Below are 24,708 nucleotides of genomic sequence, written 5' to 3'. Positions count from 1 at the left end.
TATGGACTTCACTTCGCCCGCAGCAGGCCGAATCATGGAGCGCGACGTCCTTGTCACTGGCGAGGCCGTCGAGCTGGAGGTGCAGGCCTCCTCGCCTTTCATGCGCGCCCTGGCGGGCATCATCGACGCGGGCGTTGTCCTCAGCTTCCTGGCGCTGCTCCTCTACGTGTCGGCCAAGGTGGTGGATCTGGACAACATGGCCCGTTCGCTGGCGTTCTTCACGGTGCTGTTCCTGCTGGCGTTCTTGGTGTTTCCCGCCACGATCGAGTGGGCCACGAAGGGCCGCTCGGTGGGCAAGGCCGCCCTGGGGATGCAGGTGGTGCGCGACGATGGCGGCCCGATCTCGCTGCGTCACACGATGATCCGCGCGCTGACCAGTTTCATCGAGGGCTGGCTCACCCTGGGCGGGGTGGCCTTCTTGTTCATGCTTGCCAACGGGCGTTCCAAGCGCGGCGGCGACCTGCTGGCCGGTACTCACGTGATAACTGGCGGGGTGCGTGCCAGCGATCCGCTGCCTTTCTTGGCGCCCCCCGAGCTGGCCGGTTGGATGGAGGTGGCCGACGTTCGGCGCCTACCGCCCCATCTCGCTACCGCGGTGAGGCGGTTTCTGCTGAGCACCTCCACCCTGGCCCCCGCCCACCGGCAGGAGCTGGGCATGCGGCTGGCCAGCCAGTGCGAGCCGCTGGTTTCTCCCCCGCCGCCGTGGGGGACGCACCCGGAGCGTTTCTTGGTGGCGTTGTCTTGCGTGCGCCGCGACAGGGAGTACGCGCAGCGGTTGCGCAGCCAGGAGAAGAACCGCGCCGAGGTGGAGGCGGCCCTGGCCGACGTCGGCGGGGCCCGCTAGCACTTCAACCCGACGCTCATCCCCGGCCCCGACGTGTGCGGCGAAGGCGATGCGCGCCGGCGAGACCGCCCGGCCGCCTGGGGAGGGCCAGAAAGCCTCGCGGGGAGGGTTGGAAGCCCGCGCGGTGGGCGCGGGGTGCCGCTACTGCTCGGGCAGGGGCGGTAGTACCCGGAGGTGGGGCCGGGCGGGAACGTCGTCCACCGGGGCGGCTTGGCGAATTGCGGCCGCGTCGACCTCCCGCTGGCGTTCGTCGCGGCGGGCACGGCGCTCGCGGATGCTGTGCTGCAGGGAGCGGGACAGTCCCTCGCGGTCCTCGTAGTCGATGATCTCGCGCGGGGTCTCGGTGAAGAGGCGAACCACCTGCCAGCCGCGCGGCACGGTCAGGCTCTCGGTGTGTTCGGCGCACAGGTCGTAGCTGTGGGGGTCGGCCTCCGCCACTAGCGGCCCCAGCACGGCCGTGGAGTCTGCCTGAACGTAGGTGAGGGTGGCTACCGCAGAGCGCTGGCAGGCGGGGCGCGAACATGCTCGGGTTCTTCTCACGGGGCACCAATCTACCCCGCGCTGCGGGGTGGGGCGGACACCCGGCCTAGGCGCGGCGATAGTGTGTCCGGGTGACCTCTGCGAACATCAGCTTCTCCCTGGACCCCGACCGAGCCTCCCGGCCGCTGGCGCGCCGACGCCGCCGGGATAGGCGCGGGCACGGCCTGCGCGGGGCGCTGCTGGACTGGCGCCTGCCGGGTGCCGCCACACGGCGGGAAAAGTTCGACTCGCTGGTGGTGGAGGCCGCGCGGGAGATCGCGCGGCGCTGGCCGCAGGTGGACGGCATCGAGTTCGCCGTGGAGGATGTCCCGCCGTCCAACCCGGCGCCGTGGGAGCGCGGGGTGCCGCTGGGCCGGTTCTTCGCCGCAGACAGGTCCCAGGGCCTGACCGACCGCATCGTCATCTACCGCCGCCCGTGCGAGACGCGCGCCCGCAGCGAGGCCGAGCGCGCCGACATCGTCTACGCCGTGGTGGTGGAGCAGGTGGCCTCGGCGCTGGGCCGCTCCCCCGAGGAGATCGGCGGCTTCTAGCCCCTGGTGTCCCCTAGCGGGTCACGAGCAGCTGCAGCTCGGTCACTCCCTGCGCGGAGGGGGCCACCGGGATCAGCTCCACCCCGCCGCGCTGGCCGGACAGGGAGAGCACCACCGCAGCGTGCACCGGTCCGGTGGCATCCAGGCTCGCCGCGCCGTCTACCTCTAGGGCGGCGATGGCGCCTGCGGCCACCTCCACCTGCCTGGATTGACCGCCGGCGGTCAACCGCACCGTGACGGAGGCCTGCCCGGGGTTTGCCAGCAGCAGCACGCCGGCGCTGGGGGCCATGAGGGCGGCGGATTCCACTGCGGGCAGCGGCGCGGACCAGGCGTGGTCGCGGGCCTGCCCGGCCTCGGCAGGCCGCGACAGCCGCGCGGCCGCTCCCGGCAGCTCGGGCGCGGCCTGCCTGCTGGGCGCCTGGTGGAAGGGGACGGTGGCGGCGTCGCTCGGGACGGCGGCGCGGTGGGCGCCGCTCCCGCCCGCCGGCAGTGAGGCGGTGGGCGTGGGGGCGCTCGGGGCGGCGCTCGCCCGGTTGCTCGGGGCGGGCAAGGCCGGGGCGCCGGTGGGGGCCTGCGCGGCCGGAGAGCCGGCAGTGCTCGCGGTCGCAGCACCAGCGGCACCGACGCTCGAGGCGGGCGCGGGCCGCCCCAAGGCGGATCCGGCCGGCGACGCGGACCCGGCCGGCGAGGCGGCGGGGCCGGCCGACGCCGCAGAGGGCCCGGCCGCCAACTCCAGGGGGGCGTAGGAGCGCGCGGCGGCCAGCACGGCGACGTCGGACCTGACCACCAGCGCGGTGGCTTCCAGCAATCCCAGCGGCAGCTCGGTGGCCGCGCCGGCCCACACCTCCACCTGCTGCAGGCCGGGCAGGGGGCGGCGCCCCTGCACCGTGAGGGCCTCGACGCTCACGGTCGCGGGCGAGCCGTTGGGGTTGACCAGGCGCAGGCTCTCCGCCCCCGGCGGCAGCAGCAGCACCTGTTCGGTGCTGGGTGCGGCGGCGCTGACCACGCCGATGCCACCCGGGGTGAGGCCCTGCGTCTCGTAGGTGAGTAGGACGGCGCTGATGGCGGCGTTGGAGCGCAGGTGCAGGGCGGGGCGCGCCTCTCCTGCGGCCAGCACCTCCAGGGGGATATCGCTGCCCTGCAGCGGGTTCAGCCGCACGGTGCGGGAGGCGCCGGCCAGTGCGCCGGTCGTGCCGTATCCCTCGATCTCGACTGTGCCGACGCGGCTGGATTGATTGATGAGGCGAACGATCGCGCCGGCGCTGGGGGACGACGCTCCGCCCACCAGCCACTGATCGGTGGCCCCGCCCACGCACGGCGCGGCCGCCATGCCGGCGTATGCCCCCTGCGTGCTGGCCAGCTCCACGGCGGCGACCGCGGTAAGCCCCGGGACGCGCACGCCCGCAGAGGTCACCTCCCCACCCAGCGCGGTGGGCACCAGGAGGTCCTGCCCGGCCTCTGCCGCGACCGGGATCGGTGCCTCGCCGCCGGCCAGGGACTGCGCCCGGCCCGGCTCTTGGGCGCCGCCCTCGGGGCCGGCCCAGTCCAGCGGCGCGTACGCGAGCGCCCCCTTGGCGGGCGGGAGGGCCGCCGCGCGCAGCAGTGGCTCCCAGGCGTCCACGGCGCTGCTGCCGTCGGCACGCAGCTCACCCGCGCTAGACGGGGGCGCGAGCACCGGGCACAGGAGTTGCACGGGGGCGGGCGGTAGCGCCACGGCCTGCGGCTGCGTGGGCGTCGGCGTGGGGGCGCGCCCCACCTGCGTCAGCGCCACGGCCGCCCCCACCCCCAGGGCACCCAGGAGCGCGGCTGCGCGCACGGCGTAGGTCCTCATTCGTCCTCCCCAATCAGGCGGGGGCGGCGCAGCGGCAGCACCAGCAGTGCCGAGAGCGCGAGCACGCCCACCCTGAGCCACCACCAGGGCTCCGCCCCGGCCGCCGCGTAGTCCACGTGCACGGTGTGGACGCCGGCGGGCACGTCGGCCAGCAGCAGGCCGCCCTCCGCGCGGGTGGGCAGCGCCTCGCCGTCGGCGTGGATGCGCCAGCCCGGGGCGGTCTCAGCCAGCGCGATCGTCCCGGCCTCGCCCACCACGGCGGTGGCGGCGGTGCGCCCCATGGGCAGGCGCTGGTAGGCCAGGCCCGCCCCGGAGTCCGGCAGGAAGCGCAGGCGGGACACCTGCCCCACCGGTGCTCCCTGTTCTGCGGTGGCCTCGCCCACCCGCCAGAAGATCGCGCCGGCGGAGCGGGCGGCGTGCCGCAGCCCGGGGGCCACGTCCAGGGCGGCGGTGAGCTTGGCGCTGGTGTCCCACGGGGAGGGCGGGCCCGCCTCGCCGGGCGCGGCGCTCGCCTGCGGCGCGGCGGCGGTCGGCGCGGCGGCGATGGGGGCCACCACGCCGTCCACGCCGTGGTCTGAGAACGCCTGGGAAAGCGAGTCGCGGCCGTAGAGCGCGCCGGCGAAGGCCGCCACCACCTCATCCCGGCCCGCCTCCGCGGGCGCGCCGGCGGGGTGCAGGTGGGGCTGGGCGTCGGTCAGCAGGGTGCCGGCCGCCTCCCGCAACGCCACCTGCGGGTAGCGGCCCGGGGAAACGAACAGGAGGCGGGCTCGGTGCGGGGCGCCCTGGGCGGAGGCCACCGCCACTGGCAGCTCGGGGCTGGGGTGCAGACAGGAATCGGCCGTCACCGCCTGCTCCTGGGGCGAGCCGTATACCGCCCTGCTCACGGCGGCGGCCCAACCGGGCTGCTGGGGCCAGCCGTGGGGGGCATAGCAGCCGCCGCTGGCGGCGGCCGCGCGGGCACCGTGGGTCCACATCGCCAGGGACGCGGCGCAGGCCAGGGTCAGGGCGACGCTGGCCGCGCTCTGCCACCTGGAGGCCGACGGGCGCATGCCGTGGCTAAAGCGCGAGCGCTGCTGGGCCGCAAGCAGCCTGGCCCGAGCGGCGGCGGCCCCGGTGGTGGGTGCGGGCTCGGTGGCACCGGACTCGGTGGTGAGAGCGGGCTCGGCTGCGGCGGGCAGGCGGGGCGAGCGTGCAGCCCTGGGAGCGCCGGGCCTGCCGGCCGCGACGATGACCAGCGCACCGGCCAGGAGCAGGCTCGCCCCGGCGTGCGAGGTGGCGTAGACCCCCACCGAGCCGCCGGGGGCGGCCGCCTGCCCGATCAGGACGTGGGGCGCCGCCCAGGCCAGCAGCAGCCCGGCGGCGGCACCGGCCGCGCCCCAGCGCACCGCCGGCCGGGCCACCGGCGAGACCATGAAGGTCCAGGCCGCGAGCGCACACACGACCAGGGTGGGCAGGGCCGCCAGGGGGTGGGCAGAGACCGAGGGCAGCAGGGCAGAGAGCCAGGTGGACGGGGATTGCAGCGCCACCAGCGGGCCGGCGGGCCACAGGAGGGCGGGCAGGGCCTGCCAGCCGCGCCCGGCCAGGGCGACCAGCCACGGCCCCAGCAGCACCGCCCCCGGGGCCACCACTAGCGGGATGAAGCCGGGGCGGCGGCGCAGCCACCACAGCAGGGCGGGGGCGAGCAGGAGGTAGGCGGGCGCGGCCGCCCAGAGCACCGCCAGGCTCAGCCCGGCGCCGGCTGCGGCGGTCAGTCCCACCACGCGCGGGTGGAGGTTGGTGTAGTGGAGCGCGGACTGGCGGGCCTGGCCGCTGCGCCACCTCGCCACCCGGTCTAGCCGGTTGACGCCGATGGCGCGGGCAAGGAAGAAGATCGCGGCGGGCAGGGCCGCGTGGGCAAGCGCGGCGGCGGTGCGCCCCTGTGCCACGGCCCCGAGCAGGACCGGACTGGTGGCCCACACCAGCGCCAGGGCCAGGCGCACCCGCACACGGCGCACGCCGATGCCCGCCGCCGCCCAGGCGGTGAGTGCGCTGGCCACCGGCAGGCCCAGGTGGAGCGCGCCCACGGCTTGCTCCAGCGGCAGGAACGGGGTGAGGGGGGCGGCCAGCAGGGCCACCACCAGCGCCAACGGGGGCAGGCCCGCCTGCATGGCGGTCCCGCCGGTGGCGAGGTCCGCCCGGGCCAGGGCCAACTGGTCGGCCAGCGTGCCGGTCAGGGAGGCGTAGGCGCCGCCCGCCGGGTTCAGGCCCACCCGTTGGGCCAGCCAGGCGCTGGCGGCGCCGGCGGCGGCCAACGCGAAGCCCAGCGCCAGGCGCCGACGCACGGTCAGGCTGCGCTGCTGGGCTATCTCCAGCTCGCTTGGGGCCACCCGGCGTTCCTTGAGCAGACGCTGGTGGCGCCAGCGGCTGACGTGGCTGGCGGCCCACTGCGGGGTGGAGGAGTGCAGGGGGCGCAGCACGGCGGCGCCGGCGCTTGCCACCCTGCTGGTGCGCAGCCGGGTGGCGACGATCCAGGGGGCGCGCCACAGGGTCAGCAGGCCCGCCCACAGCTCGCCTGCGGCGGCCCGGGGCTGCTTTGCCACCAGGCGCCAGCACGCCCGCGCCACCGCGGCGGGAAGCAGGAGCAATAGGCTGGGCAGCAGCCACAGGAGCGAGCGTCCGGAGAGGGAGTAGTGCAGCTGGGCCGCCCGGCGCCCGGAGTGGGAGCCCTGGGGCAGCGGCCGGTCGTAGGGGGCCTCCACACAGCGCAGGGACTGGCGGGCGTGGTGCACCACGGCCTCCGGGGCCACGATGACGCGCCAGCGGGCCCGCCACAGCCGGCGCCCGTACTCCAGCCCCTCCCCGAACTTGCCGATGCGGCGGTCCAGGCCGTGCACTGCGCGCCAGGCCTCCACTCGCAGCAGCGCGCCTGCGGTGCCCACCGCCAGCACGTCGGTGCGGCCGTCTAGCTGGCCCTGGTCGATGTCTCCGGGTTCGACGTCCAGCCGACGCCGCCCGGAGGAGGTTGCCTGCACGCCCACCGAGAGCAGGAACTGCGGCTGGGTCCAGCCGATTTGCTTGGGGCCGACCATCCCGACGGTGGTCGCGGCCAGCGCGCTGCGCAGCAGCTCTGCCAGGCAGGTGGGGGCCGGGGCGCTGTCGGCGTGCAGCACCCACAGCCACTCGCCCAGCTCCTCGCCCTCCAGGGACTCCAGCGCCTGGGCCAGGTTGGCGGCCGTCACCGCGCGCAGCTCCCAGCGCTCCAGCGGCAGCTCGTGGGACTCCCTCGCCGGGGCTCCGGCCTCGCGTGCTTCGCCGGCCACGCCGACCTCTTCGCCGGCCGCGCCGGCCTCCCCACCGGCGGCCCCGACCTCGCCTACGCCACCGCCTCCACCGGCCCCGCCATCGGCATCGGCATCGGCATCGGCATCATCGGCGGCGAGGACGGCCGGCGCTGCCAGGGCGGCGCGCGATCCGGCGGCGGGGGCCAGCGGGGAGCGCAGCGCGCCGGCGTAGGCGGTGCCGGCGGCGGCGTCGTCCTCGTCCCAGGTGGGGCGGCTGAGCGGCTTGGGGCGGGCGGGCAGTGGGCCGGTGAAGGTGGGCGCGATCCCCAGGTCATCCCAGGTGGCGGCGTGCCCGGAGGCGTCCAGCACGATCACGCGGTCGGCGGGGCGCGCCTGCCTGGCCAGGGCCGCCAGCGTGAAGGGCAAGAAGGCGTTGGCGCCGTTCGTCACCACCACTGCGGTGACGAACGAGCTGGCCGGGGCTAGCGCAGCCACGAGGCCGGTTACCGCCTGCGGCTCTGCTTGTAGCGGCGCCGCTCGCGGTCGCTCATGCCACCCCAGATGCCGAAGCGCTCATCGTTCTCGAGCGCGAATTCCAGGCACTGCTGACGCACCTCGCAGTTGGCGCACACGGCCTTGGCGGGCAGGGTGGAGCCGCCCTTTTCCGGGTAGAAGGCGTCCGGGTCGGTCTGGGCGCACAGGGCCAGGTCGCGCCAGGCGTGCTTGGACTCATCCCGGCCAAGCAGTTCGGCGAGCAGGTTGGCAGAGGGCTCGATGGGGCCATCGCCGAAAATGTTCCACATGGTGCCCTCCAAGTGCTTAGCCAACTCACTGCAGCTAATTACACCGGTGCAATTTGGGTGCCGTCAAGGCGAATTCGGGCCCACCGGGCGCGCCAAGCGGGCGTTTTTCGTTGCAATTGCAACCGACACGCCGCTGCGATACAACAATTGATTCTTGCGGTATTGTGCGCCGCTTTGCCGGACCGCGCCGTCAGCTCGGCTCTCCCCCGCCGCGACCGCGCGCAATCGCCGCGCCGAGCGGTGCGCCCGCTGGCCTACCCTGGGGGCGTGGAAAGCAGTCTGCGGGCACTTGCCCGCTCCCAAGGCCCGGTCCTGACGGACTACACGCGCGGTGAGCGCGTGGAACTCAACGCGCCCGTGGTCGCCCGCTGGGTGGCCAAGGTGGCCGACCTGGTGCTGGAGGAGACCGGCGGGGATCACGCCACGGTGGCGCTCTGCCTGCCGCCCTCCTGGCGGACGGTCGTGTGGGCGCTGGGGGCCGTGGCCGCCGGGGCGCAGGTGCGCTGCCCCTCCGCCGCCTCCCCCTCCGGCCTGGCCGACGCCGTCGCAGCCCTGCCGCAGGAGCCTGCCGTGCTGGTCAGCGACGCCGCACTGGCCGCCCCGCTCGCCGACCTGTGCCTAGTCCAGCCGATGCCCGCGCTGGCGCTCTACGCGCACGACGTTCCGCCCGGTTGGATCGATGCCGGCGCCGACCTGATGGGCAGGCCGGACTCCCTGCCCCCGCTCGGCCCGCCCGGCACGCTGGAAGGCGCGCCCCTAGCGGAGGGCGGCGGGGTGGCCGCAGGCGGGCGTTTCCTGCTGCCCACCGAGGGCGGCTGGCTGAGGCGCGCCTGCGAAATCGTCCTGGCGGGCGGCAGCGTCGTACTGGTGGAGGCCGGGCTGCCGCAGGCCGAGGTGGCGCGCCTGTGCCAGGCCGAACGCGCCCAACTCGCGGCGGCGCCGCGCTGAACGGGCCGGCGGGCGCGGGCCGCTCGGTGGAGGATAACCGGCGCGCCCCGGACCCGCAGCGGCTAGTATCGAAAGAAAACTCTCCCCTAGTACAGGAGCTCGCATGGCTTCCACGCCTCTTGTCACGATCGTTATGCGCACCAAGGACCGCGTCATTCTCCTGGACCGGGCGGTGCGGGACTGCGCGGCGCAGACCTGGAAGAACTTCGAGCTGGTGATCGTCAACGACGGCGGCGACCCCGCCGAGGTTGACGCCCTGCTGGCGCGCCACGAGGAGAAGCTGGCCGGGCGGGCGCGTGTCATCCACAACGAGACCTCCCAGGGCATGGAGCACGCCTCCAACCAGGCGATCGAGTCCTCCACCGGCAAGTACATCTGCATCCACGACGACGACGACACCTGGGCCCCCACCTTCCTGGAGACCTGCGTCAACCGTCTGGAGGAGAAGCCTCACCTGGGCGGCGTGGCCGTGCGTACAGAGGTGGTGCTGGAGCGGATCCACGACAACACCGTCACCGAGCTGGGCCGCCTGAAGGCGTGGCCGGAGGTCAAGCAGTTCTCCCTCTCCCTGCTGATGAAGGAGAACATCGCGGTCCCGATCTCCTGCATGTACCCGCGCGCCGTGGTGGAGAAGCTGGGCGGCTTCCGCGACGACCTGCCGGTGGTGGGCGACTGGGAGTTCCACCTGCGCCTGGCGGTGGGCTACGAGGTGGACTTCATCGACGGCAAGCCGCTGGCGTTCTGGCACCAGCGCCGCAGCCAGAAGGGCGTGCTCGGCAACTCCGTGTTCGCGGGCAAGGAGGAGCACAAGTACTTCGACCTGAAGGTGCGCGACGAGTACCTGCGCGAGTACGCCGCCCGCAACGGCGTGGGTGCCCTGCTGTGGCAGGCCGCCGTGTTCGCGGACATGCGTCACTCCTCCCAGACCCTGTTCTCGTGGGCGAACTGGAAGGTGCGCCGCGTGCTGGCCGCCATCTTCAAGCGCGGCAACGCCTGACCCGGGCACAGCGCGAGGGGGAGCAACCGAATCCAGGTTGCTCCCCCTCGCGCTTTGTCTCGCGCGCTTTGCCTACCCCGGGGCGGCTACTCCCCCAGGCGGCGCAGGTTGCCGCGATCGTAGACCTTGTGGCCGATCGAGCGCGGGTAGCGCACCTTGGGGCGGAACCACAGGCCGCTGAGCATGGCCCAGATCAGGCGCAGGCGCAGCTTGATGGGGGCCTTGGAGGTGGCCATCTGGCTGATCATGCTCTGGAAGATGTTGGCCAGGATGTCGCCCCGGCGCAGGGAGATGCCGGCGGAGACCTGGTTGCGCGCGCCCTTGGAGAACTTCCAGAAGTTGGACTCGGTGACCATGCCCCAGAACACGGGGTCGTTGGAGGGCATGAGGTGGTCCACCACGGAGTCGGGCACAAAGATGCCGCTGCTCCACTTGGACAGGCGGTAGGTGTACTCGGCGTCGTCGAACCAGATGAAGTACTCGGGGTAGGGCAGGCCGCACACCTCCACGGCCTCGCGGGTGACCAGGCAGGACACGAAGGAGGTGCAGTCCAGGTTCATCCACTTCTTGCCGTGCGCCAGCGGGGCCATCCACCCCCACTTGGCGGTGGGGTAGTTCATGCGGCAGGCCTCGCCGTCGGTCCACAGCACCATGGAGGCGGCGAACGTGGGGGCCGGGTGCTGGTGGGCGGCGGCGTCCTGCCAGCTCTCCACCAGCTTCTCCAGGGCGGGCGGGCGCGGCACGGTGTCGTCGTCCATGATCCAAAAGCCCTCGAAGCCCTGCTCGTAGGCGATCTCCATGCCTGCGTAGAAGCCGCCGGCGCCACCGGTGTTCTTGGCCAGGCGGAAGGCCTCCAGCGGGGTCTTGCTCTCCCAGCCCTGCAGGGTCTGCCAGGTGTCGTCGGTCGACGCGTTGTCGATCACGATGATCTTCTCTGGGGGCGTGGTCTGGGCGTCCAGCGCGCGCAGGGTCTTCTGCAGCAGCTCGCGCCGGTTGTAGGTCACCACCACGGCAGCAACTCGCACTTGCGTCCTCCTCTTTCTGGCTGGGTCAGGCCCGCAGGGCGTCTACGGCCTCGGCGGACGTTCCGTCCACCTTAACCTTTCCCTGCTCTAGCAGGATGCCCCTATTGCACAGGGACTTGATCAGGTCCAGGTCGTGGCTGACGATCACCAGGGACTTGTTTTGGTCCTGCAGTTCGTGGATGCGGTCCAGGCACTTGCGCTGGAAGGGCTCGTCACCCACCGCCAGGATCTCGTCTACCAGGAAGATGTCCGGGTCGGTGTGGACCGCCACGGCGAAGGCCAGGCGCAGGAACATGCCGGAGGAGTAGAAGCGCACCTCGGTGTCGATGAACTTCTCGATCTCTGAGAAGGCCACGATGTCGTCGAAGGCGGCCTCGATCTGCGCCTTGGTCATGCCCAGGATGGCGCCGTTGAGGAACACGTTCTCCCGGCCGGTCAGGTCCGGGTGGAAGCCCGCCCCCACCTCGATCAGGCCGGCCATGCGGCCCTTGTAGCGCACCTTGCCCTGGTCGGGGCGCATGACGCCGGAGATCAGCTTGAGCATGGTGGACTTGCCGGAGCCGTTGTAGCCGATCAGGCCGATGGAGTCGCCGGCCTCGACGGTGAAGGAGACCCCGTCCAGGGCCCGGAACTGGTTGGTGGTGTCACCGGTGCGGCGGGTGATCATGCGCACCAGGCGGTCCTTCAGGGTGGAGTTGTTGTGGAGTTTGAAGTCCTTGACGACGTCCTCAACCACGATCACAGACATGTTTCACAGCTCCTGAGCAAAGCGGGCGTCCGCGCGGCGGAAGTAGAGCTCCCCGACCACCAGGGTCAGCAGGGAGACCAGGGCGGCGATGGCGGTGTGGTTGAACATGCTGGGTGGGAGGGCGGAGATCTCTGGCGGGGTGGTGGCGGACTGCCAAAAGCCGTAGTGGAACAGCTCCACGGCCACGCTGATCGGGTTGAGCTGGTAGAGGTACCAGATCCACTCCATGCCCTTGGAGCTGGCTACCTCGTAGACCATCTGCCAGGTGTAGAGGACCGGGGAGATCCAGGTGACCAGCATGAGGGCCAGGTCCACGAAGTTCTCCGCGTCGCGGTAGAAGACGTTGAGGGCACCGGCGAACAGGCCCAGCCCCAGCGCGAAGCAGGAGACGATGAGGAATCCGACCAGGATGGCGGCGATCTGGGTGAGGCTGGGGGCCCACCCGAACAGGAGGGCGCCGGCCACGAGCACCACCAGTTGGGGCACGAAGTGCACTAGGGCCACCCACAGCGCCGAGACTGGGAACAGCTCCCTGGGTAGGTAGATCTTCTTCACCAGTGCGCCGTTGCCGACCACGGCGCGGGTGGCGTTGCCCAGCACCTCGCTGAAGTAGTTGATGAGGATGACGCCGGAGAACATGTAGATCACGTAGTCCGGGATGGCCTTGTTCATCCGCATGAACACGCCGATGGCGAAGTAGAAGACCGTGAACTGGGTCAGTGGCTTGGCGTAGCTCCACAGCATCCCGAACAGGGAGCCCCGGTAGCGGGCGCGCAGCTCCTTGTGCACGATCAGCCCGGTGAGGAAGGGGTTCTTGAATACCTCGAACAGGCCGCTGGAGATGCCGGGCGTCTTGTACGCCTGCTGCTCCGCGCTCACTTCGTGCCCTTTGCGGCAAACAGGGGGGCGAGCTCGTTGTCCACCATGGTCAGCGCGGAGGCGATGGCCATGTGCATGTCCAGGTACTTGTAGGTGCCCAGGCGGCCCCCGAAGAAGACCTCGGGCTGGCCCTTTTGCAGCTCGCGGTAGGTGAGCAGGCGGGCGCGGTCCTCTGCGGTGTTGATCGGGTAGTAGGGCTCGTCGTCGTGGCCGGCGAACCTGGAGAATTCGCGGAAGATGACGGTGCGCTCCTGCTGGTAGTCGCGCTCGGGGTGGAAATGGCGGAACTCGATGATGCGGGTGTAGGGCACGTCCAGGTCGCCGTAGTTCATCACGGGGCAGCCCTGGAAGTCTCCGACCTCGTGGATTTCTTCCTCGAAGTCCACGGTGCGCCAGGACAGGTCGCCGGCGGCGTAGTCGAAGTAGCGGTCGACCGGGCCGGTGTAGACCACGGGGATGTTGCCTACGGCTGCGGCCTTGCTGAGGGGGCCGTCGCCAAAGAAGTCGGTGTCCAGGAACACGTCGATGCGGTCGTGGTCCACCATGTTTTCCAGCCACTTCGTGTAGCCGTGCGTGGGCAGGCCCTCGTAGGTGTCGTTGAAGTAGCGGTTGTCGTAGTTGTAGCGCACCGGCAGGCGGGAGACGATGGAGGCGGGCAGTTCGCGCGGGTCGGTCTGCCACTGCTTGGCGGTGTAGTTCTTGAAGAAGGCCTCGAAGAGAGGGCGCCCCACCAGGGAGATGCCCTTGGACTCGAAGTCGGTGACCTCGCTGGCCGCGACCTCGGCCGCCTGCTCGGCGATCAGTGCCCTGGCCTCGGTCGGGGACAGTGCGGTGGAGAAGAACTGGTTGATGGTGCCCAGGTTGACGGGCATGGGGTAGACCACGCCGCCCACCGTGGTCCAGACCTTGTGGACGTAGGGGGTGAAGGACGTGAACTGCTGCACGTAGTCCCAGACCCGCTCGTTGGAGGTGTGGAACAGGTGCGCGCCGTAGCGGTGCACCTCGATGCCCGTGTTGGGCTCGATCTCCGAGTAGGCGTTTCCGCCCACGTGCGGGCGCCGTTCGATCACGGCGACGCGCAGTCCGAACCTGGAGGCAGCTTGCTGGGCAACGGTCAGGCCGAACAGGCCTGAGCCGACCACAAGGAGGTCGTAGTTCACTTCTTGCTTCCCTTCCTTTGTGGGGCAGTCTATGCGACCTGGCCTATTTGGCCGGTCCTACCGTGGGGTGAGGTGCGAGCCGGGGCGCCTTTATCGCCCAGCGCAAAAGGGCACCGCCCGGACTGTGGTGGTGTCCGACGTTGCCGCGCCCGCCGCCCAGAGGCCCCCGGCCGCTCCTCGCGCCGGCGGTCGGGGCGTGGCGCGCTAATCGGCCCAGCTGGCGCGGCCCTGGTGCCTGGAGTGCTCATCGGCACCCGGTGAGCTCGTAGAGGGCGGCGGTGGAGGTGTTGTCCAGTAGCTTGAGCCCGCCGTCGCGGCGCAGCTTGCTGGTCGGGTCGATGCCGTAGAAGTAGGGGTGCCACCAGTGCTCGGGCCAGAAGATCTCGGTGTCGACGTACATGTACTTCACGCCCTGGTTGCGCAGGCGCTCGCAGACGGCCTCGGTGTAGCCCTCCTGGCCCAGGTAGGCGGCCAGCCGGTCGGTGTCGACGTTCCACATGCCGCCGATGGCGGTGTGGGTGACGGGTTGGCCGTTGAGGACGTAGAAGAAGCTGGTGCCATGGAAGGGCGAGCCCAGCACGCGCCCGTTGGGGTCCAGGTATTCCTTGGAGCGCTCGATCAGGGCGAGCTCGGCGGTGTCCACCAGTTCCTCGGGGTCGTCGTCCATGACGTAGGTCTGGCGCAGCTCGTTGCGGTGGATCAGGGCGTTGAGCCCGCCGGTGGAGAGCACGAGGGCCGCGGCCACCAGGGCGGCGGCGTAGCTTTCCCGCTTGGCCCTGATGTGGTCGGTGATGTAGGCGGCCCCGAGCGCCCAGAAGACGGTGGAGAACAGGGCGGCGGTGCCTGCCAGGCGCTGCGGCTCGAAGTACCAGGCGCCCAGCAGCCAGTAGCCGGGCAGGTGGATCGCAACGGAGAGGACCCACAGGTAGCCGACCGCTGCGGCGGAGGCGATGAACCAGCGGTGCTGCTTGCCGAGCAGGAGGGCAGCGGTGCCGGCCAGCAGTAGGACGATGCCGGGCCAGAACTGGTAGGGCAGGTCGTAGGGCGAGTCGAAGCCGTCGCTGACCAGCTTGACCAGGGCTTTCTTCAGGCCGACGGTGGGTTCGCGCTCGAACTTTCGTAGCGCGTCTCCTGCCGTGGTCAGCACGAAGCGCAGGAACACCAGATCGGCCACCAGGAGCGCCCCGAAGATGGCGGCGGCGCCCTTCTGCCCCGCGTTCCAGGTGGAGTAGATCCGCACCACCAGTAGGGGAAGCAACACCATGAGCAGGGTGATTCCCGCGCTCGGGTGGGCGATCCCGCCGCTGAAGACGGTCAGTCCGATGAGGAGCAGCGCGGTTACCAGCGCGCCCCATCGGCGAACGCGCAGGCCCGTGAGCAGGACGACGGCCAGGGCCAGGGAGGCGGGTAGCAGGGTGATGCCGAGGGTGTAGGGCCACAGGGTGCCCCAGGTGAGCAGGCGGACGGGGAATGCGGCCGGGACCGCCGCCAGCAGCGCGCCGAACAGGCCGGCCCAGCGCAGCTTGGGGGCGAGCACGGTGGCCAGCGCCCCCACTCCGAGCGGGAGGACCAGGCAGACCAGCACGAAGGACATGACGTTGGCGGCCACCACGGGGTTCTTGTAGGCGCCCATCACAACCAGGTCGTGCCAGCCGGCCGGGTAGAAGGTGGCACCCCCCTGGGTGTTTGCTACCGCAGAGAAGGCCAGGGAGGAGCCCTTGCCGGTCTCGAGGATGTAGCGCAGCCCGGAGAGGTGGAAGACGGCGTCGTAGGTCTGCGCGGGCGCGTTGGGGATGACCATGCCGGCCTTGAGGGCCCAGGCCAGGAAGGGCGCAGCGATCGCGGCACCGACCGCGGTGGGGGCCAGGGGGGCCTGCCAGGGCTCCACCGGGCCGCCCAGGCGCTCCAGCAGCCTAACCACCGCCCAGGCCAGTCCCGCGCAGAGCACGCTCACGCCCAGGTAGGCGCCCCAGCCCCACGGGATGCCCAGGTACTGGGAGACGAGCGCGCCGCCGCCCGCCAGCGCCACGCTGAAGACGGGGGCGGTCGCCCATAAGAACAGTCCGCGCAGGCGGGCGGCATAGCCTAGGGCCAGTCCGGGGAGGAAGGCGGCCACTACCAGTAGCACTGCCTCCGGAAAGGCGCTGTACCAGCTCACTTAGGGTTTCCTCCTAACGACGGCGCGGTAGATAGGTTCCCTCACGCTCGTCGGGATCATTCGGTAGACGCCCCGCAGCAGCACGTTGCGGGCGGCCTGCGCCAGGGTAGTCACACCCAGCTGGCGCAGGCGCCACTGGATGCGCAGTTCGCTCTTGAGCAGCCTGAAGCCGCCGCGCCTGCCGTAGGCGCCGGCGCCGATCCGGTAGGCCACCAGCACCTGGTCGCTGTTGGCGCAGCGGGCGCCCGCGGCGAGCATGCGGGCGAAGAGCCAGTAGTCCTCCATCAGGTCCAGGTGGAGGTAGCCGCCGGCGCTTTCCACCGCCTGCTTGGTGAACACCACCGAGGGGTGGTTGAAGGGGCTGCGGGAGGCCATCAGCGCGGCGATCTGCTCGTGCTGAGTGGGCAGGCTGCGCACAAAGCCGTCCTCGGCCGGGTCCGTGTTGAACTCGCGGATTGCGCTCCCCACCAGGTCGTTGCCGGCCGCCACGAGGGGCAGCTGCGTGGCCAGCCGGGCGGCCAGCGAGACGTCGTCGGCATCCTGGCGGGCGATCACGTCGTGGCTGCAAAAACGCATGCCGGCGTTCAGGGCGCGGGCAAGGCCGACGTTGCGCTCGAGCCGCACGATCACGGCGGCCACCCCGCTCTCCCGCGCCGCCTGACTGGCCGCCTCGTTCAGGGCGCCCGGCACCGGGCCGTCCACCACGATCACCAGCTCGTCGGGCCGGTGGCTCTGGCCGGTGGTGATGGAGGCGACGGCGGCACGCAGGTGGGCCGGGTCGTCGCCGCGCCAGCAGGACAGGAGCACGCTCACGCCCGGCAGGTGGGCGCCGGTGCGCTCCCCCGGCCCGGTGGGTGCGGCCTCGAAGCGCTCGAGGCTGGCCACCTGGGCGTCCTGCCCCTCCCAGCTGGCCACCTCCTGCTCCACCGGCGTGCCGGCGAAGACGGCCGTGTTGGTCGGGGCGGGGAAGACGCCGTCGCGCAGGCCGCGCTTGCCGGCGGCCCACAGCCGGGGCCGGTCCGCGGAGGCGCGCAGGGTGCGGCCCCAGCGCAGCACCGTGGAGCCGGAGTAGGCGGCGCGCTCCAGGCAGTTGAAGGTGCGCGGGGAGCGCAGCGCCCACAGTTTGTTGCGCACCTCCCACTCGAAGCGGTCGCCCGGGTCGGCGCTGGAGTCACCCAGCACCTTGGTGGCGTGCACCACCACCGAGGCCGGCACGTAGAGGCCCACGCGGCCGCGCAGCAGGGAGGCGGTGTACTCGAAGTCGTCGTTCCACAGGAAGTAGCCGGCGCGCGGCAGCCCCACCGCGCCGATCGCGCGGGCGTCCAACAGGATGGAGACGAAGGAGGCGGTGCGCACGTGCCGCAGCCCCAGGGCGGCGGCCTGCTGGTGCAGCTCGCGACGCAGGAAGGGCCGCGAGCGGGGCTTGTTCATGGGGTGCTCGGTGCCGTCGGTCCACACCGCCTTAGAGGCCAGCAGGGCCGGGTTGCCGCCGTAGGCGCGGCGCGCGGCCAGCAATTCCTCCAGCGCGGTCGGGGTGGGGATGGTGTCGTCGTCCATCAACCACACGAAGTCGGTGGCGCCGGCCGGCACGGGCCCCTCCCCCCAGCCCAGCAGGGTCATGGCGCGCGCGATACCTGCGGTGAATCCGCCCGCCCCACCGGTGTTGCGCGGCAGGCTGAGCACCTCGGAGACGGCGGGACTGGCGGCGGCGACCTGCGCCGAGTCGTCGGTGGAGGCGTTGTCTACCACCACCAGGCCGTCCACCGGCCGGGTCTGCGCCTCTAGCCCCGCCAGGGTCTGCGAAAGCAGGTCGCGGCGGTTGTAAGCCACCACGACCGCGTAGACGCGGATGTCCTCGCCGCCCCGAGTCTGTGCTGCCATGAGCGCCATTGTGCCACCCAAGCCCCCGGCCGGCTCGCTGCGCGCGCCCGCTCAGCGCTCCAGAGCCGCCTCCAGCTCCTCGGAGAGCAGGATCGAGTACTGGCGCTGCATGTGGTCGTGGTCGAAGTAGATCTGCACCCCGCCCACTGCGGCGTAGCAGTTCTCCGCGTCGCAAAACGCCCCGGTCAGGTCCACCAGCCGCACGCCCGGGTCGTTGAAGCGCTCCACCGCGAAGTTCAGGGGCGCGGAGGGAATTGCGGCCGCGCGCGGCCGGGCGCACTTGCCCGGCTGGTCCGCGTTGGCGCTGACGCACTCCACCGGGCGCACGGCCTGGTTGAGCGGGATGTCAGCAATCACGTCCACGGCGATGCCCCGCGCGGTCAGCTCGCGCCAGAAGCGGGCCAGGCCGTCGGCGTACATCTCCTGCTCGCTGCGCCCCGTGCCGTCGTCCACCGGGTGGCCCAGGGCGTAGGCGGTCTGGATCACCCGGTCGGGCCGCTCGGCCAGCAGGTGCTCCTCCACGCTGCGCTGGATGTTGCCGGCCCAGTCGTCCGCCAGCTGCCCGTCGGGCCCGGCCGGGATGGCCCCGAAGGGGAAGCCGCCCTTCAGGATGGAGCGCAGCTTCCAGCCCCGGCGCTGGGCGATCAGGTCGATCGACCAGCGCCACTGCTCGGCGTGGGAGTCCCCCAGCAGGTAGACCAGCGGGGCGTCCGGGTCGCCGCCCGAGTGGTCGCACTCCACCACCGCCGGCATGGAGCCGCTCTCCTCGCTCAGGGTGACGCAGGCCGGCGGGGCGGTGAAGTAGTCCGCCTCCGCCCCCAGGGAGTCGGAAAAGAGCGGGTCGTCGCGGTGCTCGGCGCAGGCGGGGACCAGCAGGGCGTTGGGGCCGGCGCAGTCCTGGGTGAGCAGCTCGGCCTGCCGCTGCGCCTGCGCCGCCATGGCGGTGCGGGCGTGGCCGATGGCCAACCAGCCGGAGCTCAGCAGCATCGCCATCGCGGTCAGGGTGGCCACGATGGTCCAGCCCGTGGTCGTGCCAAGGCGCCGGCCCGGGTTCTCCACCAGGTGGTAGGTCAGCCCGGCCAGCACGAACGTGGCCGCCAGGATCCCCAGCTTGTCGGTGCGCGTGAGGTGGTGGCCGGTGGCGTGGGGCAGCAGCACGATGAACGGCCAATGCCACAGGTAGAGGGAGTACGAGACGTCTCCCACCCACCGCACCGGGCGCAGGTCGGTCAGGCGCCGCAGACCCGGCAGGTCGCCGGCCCCACCCGCGAAGATCACCAGGCCCGTGGCCGCCGTGGGCACCAGGGCCCGCCAGCCCGGGAAGGGATCCTGCGGGGAGATGAGCACCCCGGCGGCCACCAGGCCGGCCCAGCCGGCCACGGCCAGCGCCAGGCGCGCGGGCAGGGCGACGCGCCCGGCCAGGTGGACGGTGAATGCCACCAGGGCGCCGATGCCGAACTCCCAGAAACGCACCGGGGTGAAGAAATAGGCGCGGTTTACGTCCACGTGCGTGAACCACAGGTTGAACGCAAAGAACGCGGCCGTAAACAGGGCGATCGCCACGCCCAAGCGCCTCCGCAGCGTTGCGGCCTGGGCGGCAACGTCGGCCCTGCCCCTCCTGCCCAAGAACGCCCAGGTCAGGCCGGCCAGCAGCAGCGGCCACAGCGCGTAGAACTGCTCCTCCACGGACAGGGACCAGTAGTGCTGCGCCACCGTCGCGCCGTGCGCCTGGGCGTGATAGTTGACCGCCTCGGCGGTCAGGTAGAGGTTTTGCACGTAGGCCACGGAGGCCATCAGCTCGCGCATGTTGCGCTCCCACGCGTCCCACGGGGAGATAGCCACCACGGCGACCATCGAGGTGACGATGACCAAGAAGGCCGCCGGCAGCAGGCGCTTCATACGCCGCGCGTAAAACAGGCCAAAGCGCACCCTGCCGGTGGAGAAGAGCTCCTTGCCCAGGTGACTGGTGATGAGGAAGCCCGAGATGACGAAGAACACGTCCACGCCCACGAAACCGCCCGGCAGGCGCGTGGGCCACAGGTGCACCGCGATGACGAACAGCACGGCCAGTGCCCGCAGCGCCTGGATGTCGCCGCGCATGGCGGAGGGCTGCCGACGCCGCGAGCGCCTGGCGGGCACCCGCGCACGGGCACCCGCGTCGCTCTCTACCCCACCGGCGCGCCCTGCCCCGGCACCGCTCACTCCAGCGGCGCTATCTCCACCACCGGCACCGTTGGCCCCACCGGCCCGCTCGGCGGCCAAAAGCTGCGGCTGCGCGGGGGCGCCGGGTTGAGGGAGCGACGAATCGGACACGGGTTTCCTTCACAGACAGGGGCGGCGCTACAGGCGAATCCTAGGGCGCGGTGCCCCGCCACTCTACAGAGCGGCGGGGCACCGGCAGTACGGCTGTCACCTGCCTAGGGGAAGGGACGCACCACGGTCGGGTAGTAGTTGGTCCACCGCAGCGAGGTCACGTGCGTGTCCAGCGCGATCCCGCCGGCCTCGATCATCTTGCCATCGCCCAGGTAGATCGTGACGTGGTCGATCACGCCCCGGCCGTTGTGGTAGAAGATCAGGTCGCCGCGCTGGCGCTGGCTGAACGGCAGGCGCTGCATGCGCGGGTGGCCGCCCAGCTCGCGCGAGGTGCGGTACTCCGGCCACTGGTGCGCCATCACGTTGATGGGCTGCGGGTCCAGGCCGGCCGCGTAGAGCGCCTGGAGCACCAGGCCGGAGCAGTCGTAGCCGAGCTGGTAGGGACCGGCCCCACCCCAGGTGTACTCGGAGCCGCGCTGCTCCATGGCGAAGGCGATCATCGTCTCAATCCGCTCGGAGCGGGTGGCGCGGGCCCCCAGGCGCGGCTGGGTCTGCCAGGCGTCGATCGTGAACGGGTAGCCGGTGCCGAGCGCGTTCCAGGTGCGCTGGTCCACGTTGCCGGTCACCGGCAGCCCCCGACGGGCCTGGAAGGAACGCACCGCAGAGATGGTGGTGGCGTCCATGGTCTCCCAGCGCGAGCCCAGCCCCAGCGCCTTTTGCGCCAGGCTCACCTTGGTGCCGTTCCAACCCGGGTAGAGCACCTGGCCGCCGCTTATGGGAGTGACCCTGGTGGTGGGGGCCAGCAGACCCGCCGGCGGGCACCACGGGCGGATGGCGGCGGGCAGGGTGGAACGGAAACCGGCCAGGTTGGGCTCGCAGGTGGAGACGTTTTGCGGCACGCCCTGCAGGGAGCCGCAGACGTAGTAGGCCTGCTCGGTGGACAGGGACTTGCCGCCGCCCAGCAGGATGCGCCCCTTGTAGCCGCGACTCTTAACGAAGTCCAGGTGGTCGCGGGTCTGGCAGTGGTGGCCGGCATACAGGACCGGCATGGCCAGCTGGGCCGCGATCGGGGAGACCGCCAGCGCGTCGATCTGAGCGTTGTGCCCCACGAAGGTGTAGCGGGTGGCCCCGTGGATGTTGGCGGCGACGTTGCGGGCGGTGGCGAAGCGGTCGGCACCGGACTGCCGGCTCACCTGCGCGCCGGTCTCGCGGGCGATGCGACTGGCCAGCGCGGCCGAGACGTGAGAGGTACCGCCCACGACCACCACGTTGCGCACCCCCAGCTTGCGCAGGCGCTCCACCAGGGCGCCCTCGTTGCCGCCGGCCAGCAGCACGGGCGCGTCCACGCGGGCGGCGGCCACCGAGGCCGGGATCGAGTCCGGCATTGCGTTGCCGCCCACCACGTAGGCGGTCTGGGCCCGCCCGAATAGGGCCGCCACCGCGTCCGCGGTGCCCTGCCGGTTGGCGCCGGCGACGCGCTGCGTGGGGGCGACCTGGCGGGCCTGACCCAGCACGTGCTCCGAGACGGAGTTGGCGGAGCCCAGCACCAGGATGCGGCTCGGGGCCAGTCGGCGCAGCTCCGCCAGCAGGGCGGCGCTCATCGCCTTGGACCCGGTCACCAGCACCGGACCGCCCAGGCGGGTGGCCAGCGGGGCGGCGGCCGGGCCGTCCGGCACACCGTTGCGGCCCACCAGGACCACGGTGTGCACGCCGCTGCCGTAGGCGGCCTTGGACAGGGCGATGGAGGTGCCGGTGGCGTCGTCGCCCTTGTAGCGGCCGGCGGCGACGTCGTGCATCACGCCGCAGGGCAGGGTGGCCGCCGCCGTGCCGGCCTGGTCAACGCGGCCGTACAGGAGGCGGGTTCCCACGTTCGACTCGCGCAGGAAGGCCGCGCTCGCCGTGGGCAGGCAGCTGGAAGAGGTGTGCACCAGCGGGGCGCCGGTGAGGGCGGCCAGGTAGGCGGCGTCGAGCATCTCCGCTGCGGGCAGCGCGGGCACCACCACGGCTGCGCCCGAAGTGGACTTGCCAGCGCGCGCCACCTTCACGGCCGTCTCCACGCGGTCGCTGCCCGTCAGGTGCGTGAAGGCGGCCTGCGGCAGGGCAGCGCGCAGCGCGGCGCTCTGCGTGGAGTGGCCGCCCACGACCGTCACGCGCTCCACCCCGCGCTGGGCCAGGGCGGCAGCCGCGCCGGCCTCCAGGGGACGGGACAGCAAAATCGCCCCCTGGCGGGCGGCCAGGGCGGCACCGGAGGCGGCATCGACCGCGCCGCTCGCGGCCACGATCTCCTTCGCGTTCGGGAGCAGCGCCAGGTAGTCGGCCAGGCCCAGGGCGGTGGGGGTCAGGCCCGTGGCCTCCTTGACCCCAGCGGCCACCTGCGCAGAGGCGCCCACCGTCAGGACCGACAGCGGCGCCAGGGCCTTCAGCTCGGCGGCCTCGGAGGCCGAGAGCGCGGCACCCACGGGCAGGAAGGCGGCCTTGAGCTGCCCGGCCAGGGCGGCGGCCTCCGCCAGCGCACCCTCGTCGGACTTCGCCGCCAGGATCACCGTGTCCGCACCGCTGGGGAACAGCTCGCGCAGCAGGGCCGCCCGAGTGGCCGGGCCATCGGAGCCCGCGAAGCGACGCACCCCGCCCTGGCCGGCACCGGCCAGGGCCGCAGGGGCCCGGCCAGCCGGGGCGCTCGGGGTGGCCGAGGCCGCGCTGGGGGCGGCGGACGCCGAGGCGGAAGCGGAGGTAGCAGCGGAAGCCGAAGCCGAGGCGGAGCTGCCGGGGGCCCCAGAGGCGGAGCTGCCGGCGGAGGCCGCCTGGCTCGGGGTCGCGCTCGCATCGCCAGTACCGCCGGGGGTGGCCGAAACCGTGGGCGCGGGCAACTGGCCCTCCTGCCCGGTCCCCTCCCCCTGGGCGGGGGCGGCCGACTGCGAGGCCGACTGCGAAGGGCTCGTGCCCGGCCCCGTACCCGGCTCCGTGCCCTGGCCGCCGCTGCCACTGTCGCCGCCGTTGTCGGTGGCGCCGCCACCGGGCGCTGCCCCGTCGGTGGCGCCGGCGGCGCCGGCGGCCAGGCCGCCGCTGTAGGCCGCGCCGCTCGCAGCGACGCCCTGCCCAAGGTGGGGCTGGGCCGGGTTGGGCTGGGGCAGCTCTGCCGCCGTGGCCAGAGAGGCAGTCCCCAGCGCCAGACAGAGCGCAAGGAAAGCAGAAGGGATAACTCGCATGCGTAAAAAGCTACCGAAGCGGCTAGCCGCCTCCCTAAAACGTGAGAGTGATTTCAAATAAGAAACGCCCCAGGGCGTGTACGACTTTCTTGGCGCCCCTGTCAGACCACGGGATGATGCCCGGCAAACCGCTGCCCCTTAAGCGCGAGATGGCGGCGGGGAGCGGGGAAGCCCGTTTGCTTCTTCCCCGCTCCCCGCCGCCAGGTGCGCGTTAGCCGCCGATCGCGAGGCGGGCTACGCCCTCGAAGTTCTCGGGCTTGGTGACGCGGCGCCCGTCCAGCAGGGCGCGCAGGCCGGGCAGGTCTGCGGCGGTGAGCTGGGCGTACTCGGGGTGGTCGGCCTGGATGACGGCCGCGTCCACTGCCTCACCCAGCTGGTAGGCGTCCCAGCCGTACTTGGCGAGCTCCTCGGGGCTGTACATGGGGTCGTGGACCACCACGTTGGCGCCGCGGGCGCGCAGGGCATCGACGGTGGCGAAGACGCCGGAGAAGGCGGTCTCCTTGACGCGGCCGCGGTAGGAGGCGCCCAGGACGGCCACCTTCAGGCCTTCCAGGCTGCCCAGGGTGTGGGCCAGGCGCTCGACGGCGTAGTCGGGCATGACGGCGTTGGCGGCGCGGGCCACGCGCACGATGTCGGCGTCGGCGTCGGTGGACAGGTAGAGGCGCGGGTAGACGGGGATGCAGTGGCCGCCCACGGCGATGCCCGGGGAGTGGATGTGGCTGTAGGGCTGGGAGTTGCAGGCCTCGATGACGGGGGCCACGTCGATGCCCAGCTTGTCGGCGTAGATGGCGAACTGGTTGGCCAGGCCGATGTTGACGTCGCGGTAGGTGGTCTCGGCCAGCTTGGCCATCTCGGAGGCCTCAGCGGCGCCCAGGTCCCACACGCCGTTGGGGCGGGGCAGGTCGTCGCGCTCGTCGAACTGCAGCACGGCCTCGTAGAACTCGCGGGCGCGGCGGGTGCCCTCCGGGGAGAGGGAGCCGATCAGCTTGGGGTAGCGGCGCAGGTCGGCGAAGACGCGGCCGGTGAGCACGCGCTCCGGGGAGAAGACCACGTGGAAGTCCTGGCCCTCCTTCAGGCCGGAGATCTGCTCCAGCAGGGGGGCCCAGCGGTGGCGGGTGGTGCCGACCGGCAGCGTCGTCTCGTAGGAGACCAGGGTGCCGGGGGTGAGGTGTTCGCCCAGGGAGCGGGTGGCGGCGTCCATCCAACCGAAGTCGGGCTGGCCGGTCTCCTCGTCCACGAAGAGGGGGACGACGATCACCACGGCGTCGGCGCCGGGGATTGCCTCGGCGTAGTCGGTGGTGGCGCGCAGCTTGCCGGCGGGCACCAGGGCGGCCAGCTTTTCCGCCAGGAAGGCCTCGCCGGGGAAGGGCTCCACGCCTGCGTTGACGTCGGCTACCACGGCGGGGTTGACGTCCACGCCGATGACCTCGTGGCCGGATTCGGCGAACTGGACGGCCAGGGGCAGACCGATCTTGCCAAGGGCGATTACGGCGATGCGCATGCGTTCTCCTTATGTGTTGCTGCGACGCAGAGCTTGGCGCCATTTTAGAACCGGGCGCCCGCACCCACCACTGCGGCCATATAC

The 24,708-nt window shown here is 72.2% G+C and carries 17 protein-coding genes; 4 read left to right on the top strand and 13 right to left on the bottom strand.

The features are described 5' to 3' along the window. Window position 1: 1 nt before the first annotated feature. Window positions 2-844: an RDD family protein gene (locus ABYF38_RS07165; protein WP_371151703.1), complete on the top strand. Its 843-nt coding sequence runs from the start codon at window positions 2-4 to the stop codon at window positions 842-844. A 141-nt stretch (window positions 845-985) separates the two neighbouring features. Here the strand turns inward: ABYF38_RS07165 and ABYF38_RS07160 are convergent, their stop codons facing one another. Beyond that, complete coding sequence (locus ABYF38_RS07160; RefSeq protein ID WP_371151702.1) at window positions 986-1,384, bottom strand: DUF3499 family protein; 399 nt, start codon at window positions 1,382-1,384, stop codon at window positions 986-988. 71 nt (window positions 1,385-1,455) lie between these two features. On the opposite strand from ABYF38_RS07160, the gene ABYF38_RS07155 reads away from it, so the two are divergent. Continuing rightward, the gene (locus ABYF38_RS07155) at window positions 1,456-1,914 is read left to right on the top strand and encodes a metallopeptidase family protein (protein WP_371151701.1); all 459 of its coding nucleotides are present in this window, start codon (window positions 1,456-1,458) and stop codon (window positions 1,912-1,914) included. Between the two features lie 13 nt (window positions 1,915-1,927). Here the strand turns inward: ABYF38_RS07155 and ABYF38_RS07150 are convergent, their stop codons facing one another. The 3 genes from ABYF38_RS07150 to ABYF38_RS07140 are packed head-to-tail and all read right to left on the bottom strand — an operon-like array spanning window position 1,928 to window position 7,808. Beyond that, complete coding sequence (locus ABYF38_RS07150; protein WP_371151700.1) at window positions 1,928-3,745, bottom strand: DUF5719 family protein; 1,818 nt, start codon at window positions 3,743-3,745, stop codon at window positions 1,928-1,930. Then, window positions 3,742-7,500: a glycosyltransferase gene (locus ABYF38_RS07145; RefSeq protein WP_371151699.1), complete on the bottom strand. Its 3,759-nt coding sequence runs from the start codon at window positions 7,498-7,500 to the stop codon at window positions 3,742-3,744. Before ABYF38_RS07145 ends, ABYF38_RS07150 begins: the two co-directional genes overlap by 4 nt. Window positions 7,501-7,508: 8 nt before the next feature. Continuing rightward, on the bottom strand, window positions 7,509-7,808 hold the full coding sequence (locus tag ABYF38_RS07140) for a WhiB family transcriptional regulator (protein ID WP_371151698.1): 300 nt from the start codon (window positions 7,806-7,808) through the stop codon (window positions 7,509-7,511). A gap of 267 nt (window positions 7,809-8,075) precedes the next feature. Between ABYF38_RS07140 and ABYF38_RS07135 the strand changes: the two genes are divergently transcribed. Both ABYF38_RS07135 and ABYF38_RS07130 read left to right on the top strand, forming a co-directional pair. Beyond that, window positions 8,076-8,756: a TIGR03089 family protein gene (locus ABYF38_RS07135; RefSeq protein ID WP_371151697.1), complete on the top strand. Its 681-nt coding sequence runs from the start codon at window positions 8,076-8,078 to the stop codon at window positions 8,754-8,756. A gap of 103 nt (window positions 8,757-8,859) precedes the next feature. Next, window positions 8,860-9,753, top strand: a complete 894-nt coding sequence (locus tag ABYF38_RS07130; protein ID WP_371151696.1) for a glycosyltransferase family 2 protein — start codon at window positions 8,860-8,862, stop codon at window positions 9,751-9,753. 86 nt (window positions 9,754-9,839) lie between these two features. Here ABYF38_RS07130 and ABYF38_RS07125 read toward each other — a convergent pair whose 3' ends face one another. From ABYF38_RS07125 to ABYF38_RS07085, 9 genes are all read right to left on the bottom strand, one after another. Next, complete coding sequence (locus tag ABYF38_RS07125; protein WP_371151695.1) at window positions 9,840-10,778, bottom strand: glycosyltransferase family 2 protein; 939 nt, start codon at window positions 10,776-10,778, stop codon at window positions 9,840-9,842. 25 nt (window positions 10,779-10,803) lie between these two features. After that, window positions 10,804-11,526 carry an ABC transporter ATP-binding protein gene (locus ABYF38_RS07120; RefSeq protein WP_371151694.1) on the bottom strand — a complete coding sequence of 241 codons (723 nt, stop codon included), beginning with the start codon at window positions 11,524-11,526 and terminating at the stop codon, window positions 10,804-10,806. A 3-nt stretch (window positions 11,527-11,529) separates the two neighbouring features. Next, entirely contained in the window at window positions 11,530-12,405 is an 876-nt protein-coding gene (locus tag ABYF38_RS07115) for an ABC transporter permease (protein WP_371151693.1), read from the bottom strand. Then, window positions 12,402-13,565, bottom strand: a complete 1,164-nt coding sequence (gene glf / locus ABYF38_RS07110) for a UDP-galactopyranose mutase (RefSeq protein WP_371151692.1) — start codon at window positions 13,563-13,565, stop codon at window positions 12,402-12,404. The genes ABYF38_RS07115 and glf overlap by 4 nt, the downstream gene beginning before the upstream one ends. A 244-nt stretch (window positions 13,566-13,809) precedes the next feature. Further along, on the bottom strand, window positions 13,810-15,723 hold the full coding sequence (locus tag ABYF38_RS07105; protein ID WP_371151691.1) for a DUF6541 family protein: 1,914 nt from the start codon (window positions 15,721-15,723) through the stop codon (window positions 13,810-13,812). Beyond that, window positions 15,724-17,604, bottom strand: a complete 1,881-nt coding sequence (locus tag ABYF38_RS07100) for a glycosyltransferase (protein ID WP_371151690.1) — start codon at window positions 17,602-17,604, stop codon at window positions 15,724-15,726. Window positions 17,605-17,655: 51 nt separating this feature from the next. Next, window positions 17,656-19,917, bottom strand: coding sequence for an acyltransferase family protein (locus ABYF38_RS07095; RefSeq protein ID WP_371151689.1), 2,262 nt, complete (start codon window positions 19,915-19,917; stop codon window positions 17,656-17,658). Window positions 19,918-20,021: 104 nt separating this feature from the next. Beyond that, entirely contained in the window at window positions 20,022-23,123 is a 3,102-nt protein-coding gene (locus tag ABYF38_RS07090; RefSeq protein WP_371151688.1) for a cell wall-binding repeat-containing protein, read from the bottom strand. A 211-nt stretch (window positions 23,124-23,334) separates the two neighbouring features. Further along, window positions 23,335-24,624, bottom strand: a complete 1,290-nt coding sequence (locus ABYF38_RS07085; RefSeq protein WP_371151687.1) for a nucleotide sugar dehydrogenase — start codon at window positions 24,622-24,624, stop codon at window positions 23,335-23,337. Between the last annotated feature and the right edge of the window lie 84 nt (window positions 24,625-24,708).

Origin of the sequence: Buchananella sp. 14KM1171 (genome assembly GCF_041380365.1) — a bacterium.
Taxonomy (GTDB): domain Bacteria; phylum Actinomycetota; class Actinomycetes; order Actinomycetales; family Actinomycetaceae; genus Buchananella; species Buchananella felis.
The sequence above is the reverse complement of the archived record's forward strand: the minus strand, read 5'-3'. Positions and strand labels throughout refer to the sequence as shown.

Excerpts from the sequence above, each read along its gene's own strand:
- ABYF38_RS07140 (WP_371151698.1), bottom strand. The coding sequence starts at position 7,808 with ATGTGGAACATTTTCGGCGATGGCCCCATCGAGCCCTCTGCCAACCTG.
- ABYF38_RS07120 (WP_371151694.1), bottom strand. The coding sequence starts at position 11,526 with ATGTCTGTGATCGTGGTTGAGGACGTCGTCAAGGACTTCAAACTCCAC.
- ABYF38_RS07130 (WP_371151696.1), top strand. The coding sequence starts at position 8,860 with ATGGCTTCCACGCCTCTTGTCACGATCGTTATGCGCACCAAGGACCGC.
- ABYF38_RS07100 (WP_371151690.1), bottom strand. The coding sequence starts at position 17,604 with ATGGCAGCACAGACTCGGGGCGGCGAGGACATCCGCGTCTACGCGGTC.
- ABYF38_RS07085 (WP_371151687.1), bottom strand. The coding sequence starts at position 24,624 with ATGCGCATCGCCGTAATCGCCCTTGGCAAGATCGGTCTGCCCCTGGCC.
- ABYF38_RS07150 (WP_371151700.1), bottom strand. The coding sequence starts at position 3,745 with ATGAGGACCTACGCCGTGCGCGCAGCCGCGCTCCTGGGTGCCCTGGGG.
- ABYF38_RS07165 (WP_371151703.1), top strand. The coding sequence starts at position 2 with ATGGACTTCACTTCGCCCGCAGCAGGCCGAATCATGGAGCGCGACGTC.
- ABYF38_RS07090 (WP_371151688.1), bottom strand. The coding sequence starts at position 23,123 with ATGCGAGTTATCCCTTCTGCTTTCCTTGCGCTCTGTCTGGCGCTGGGG.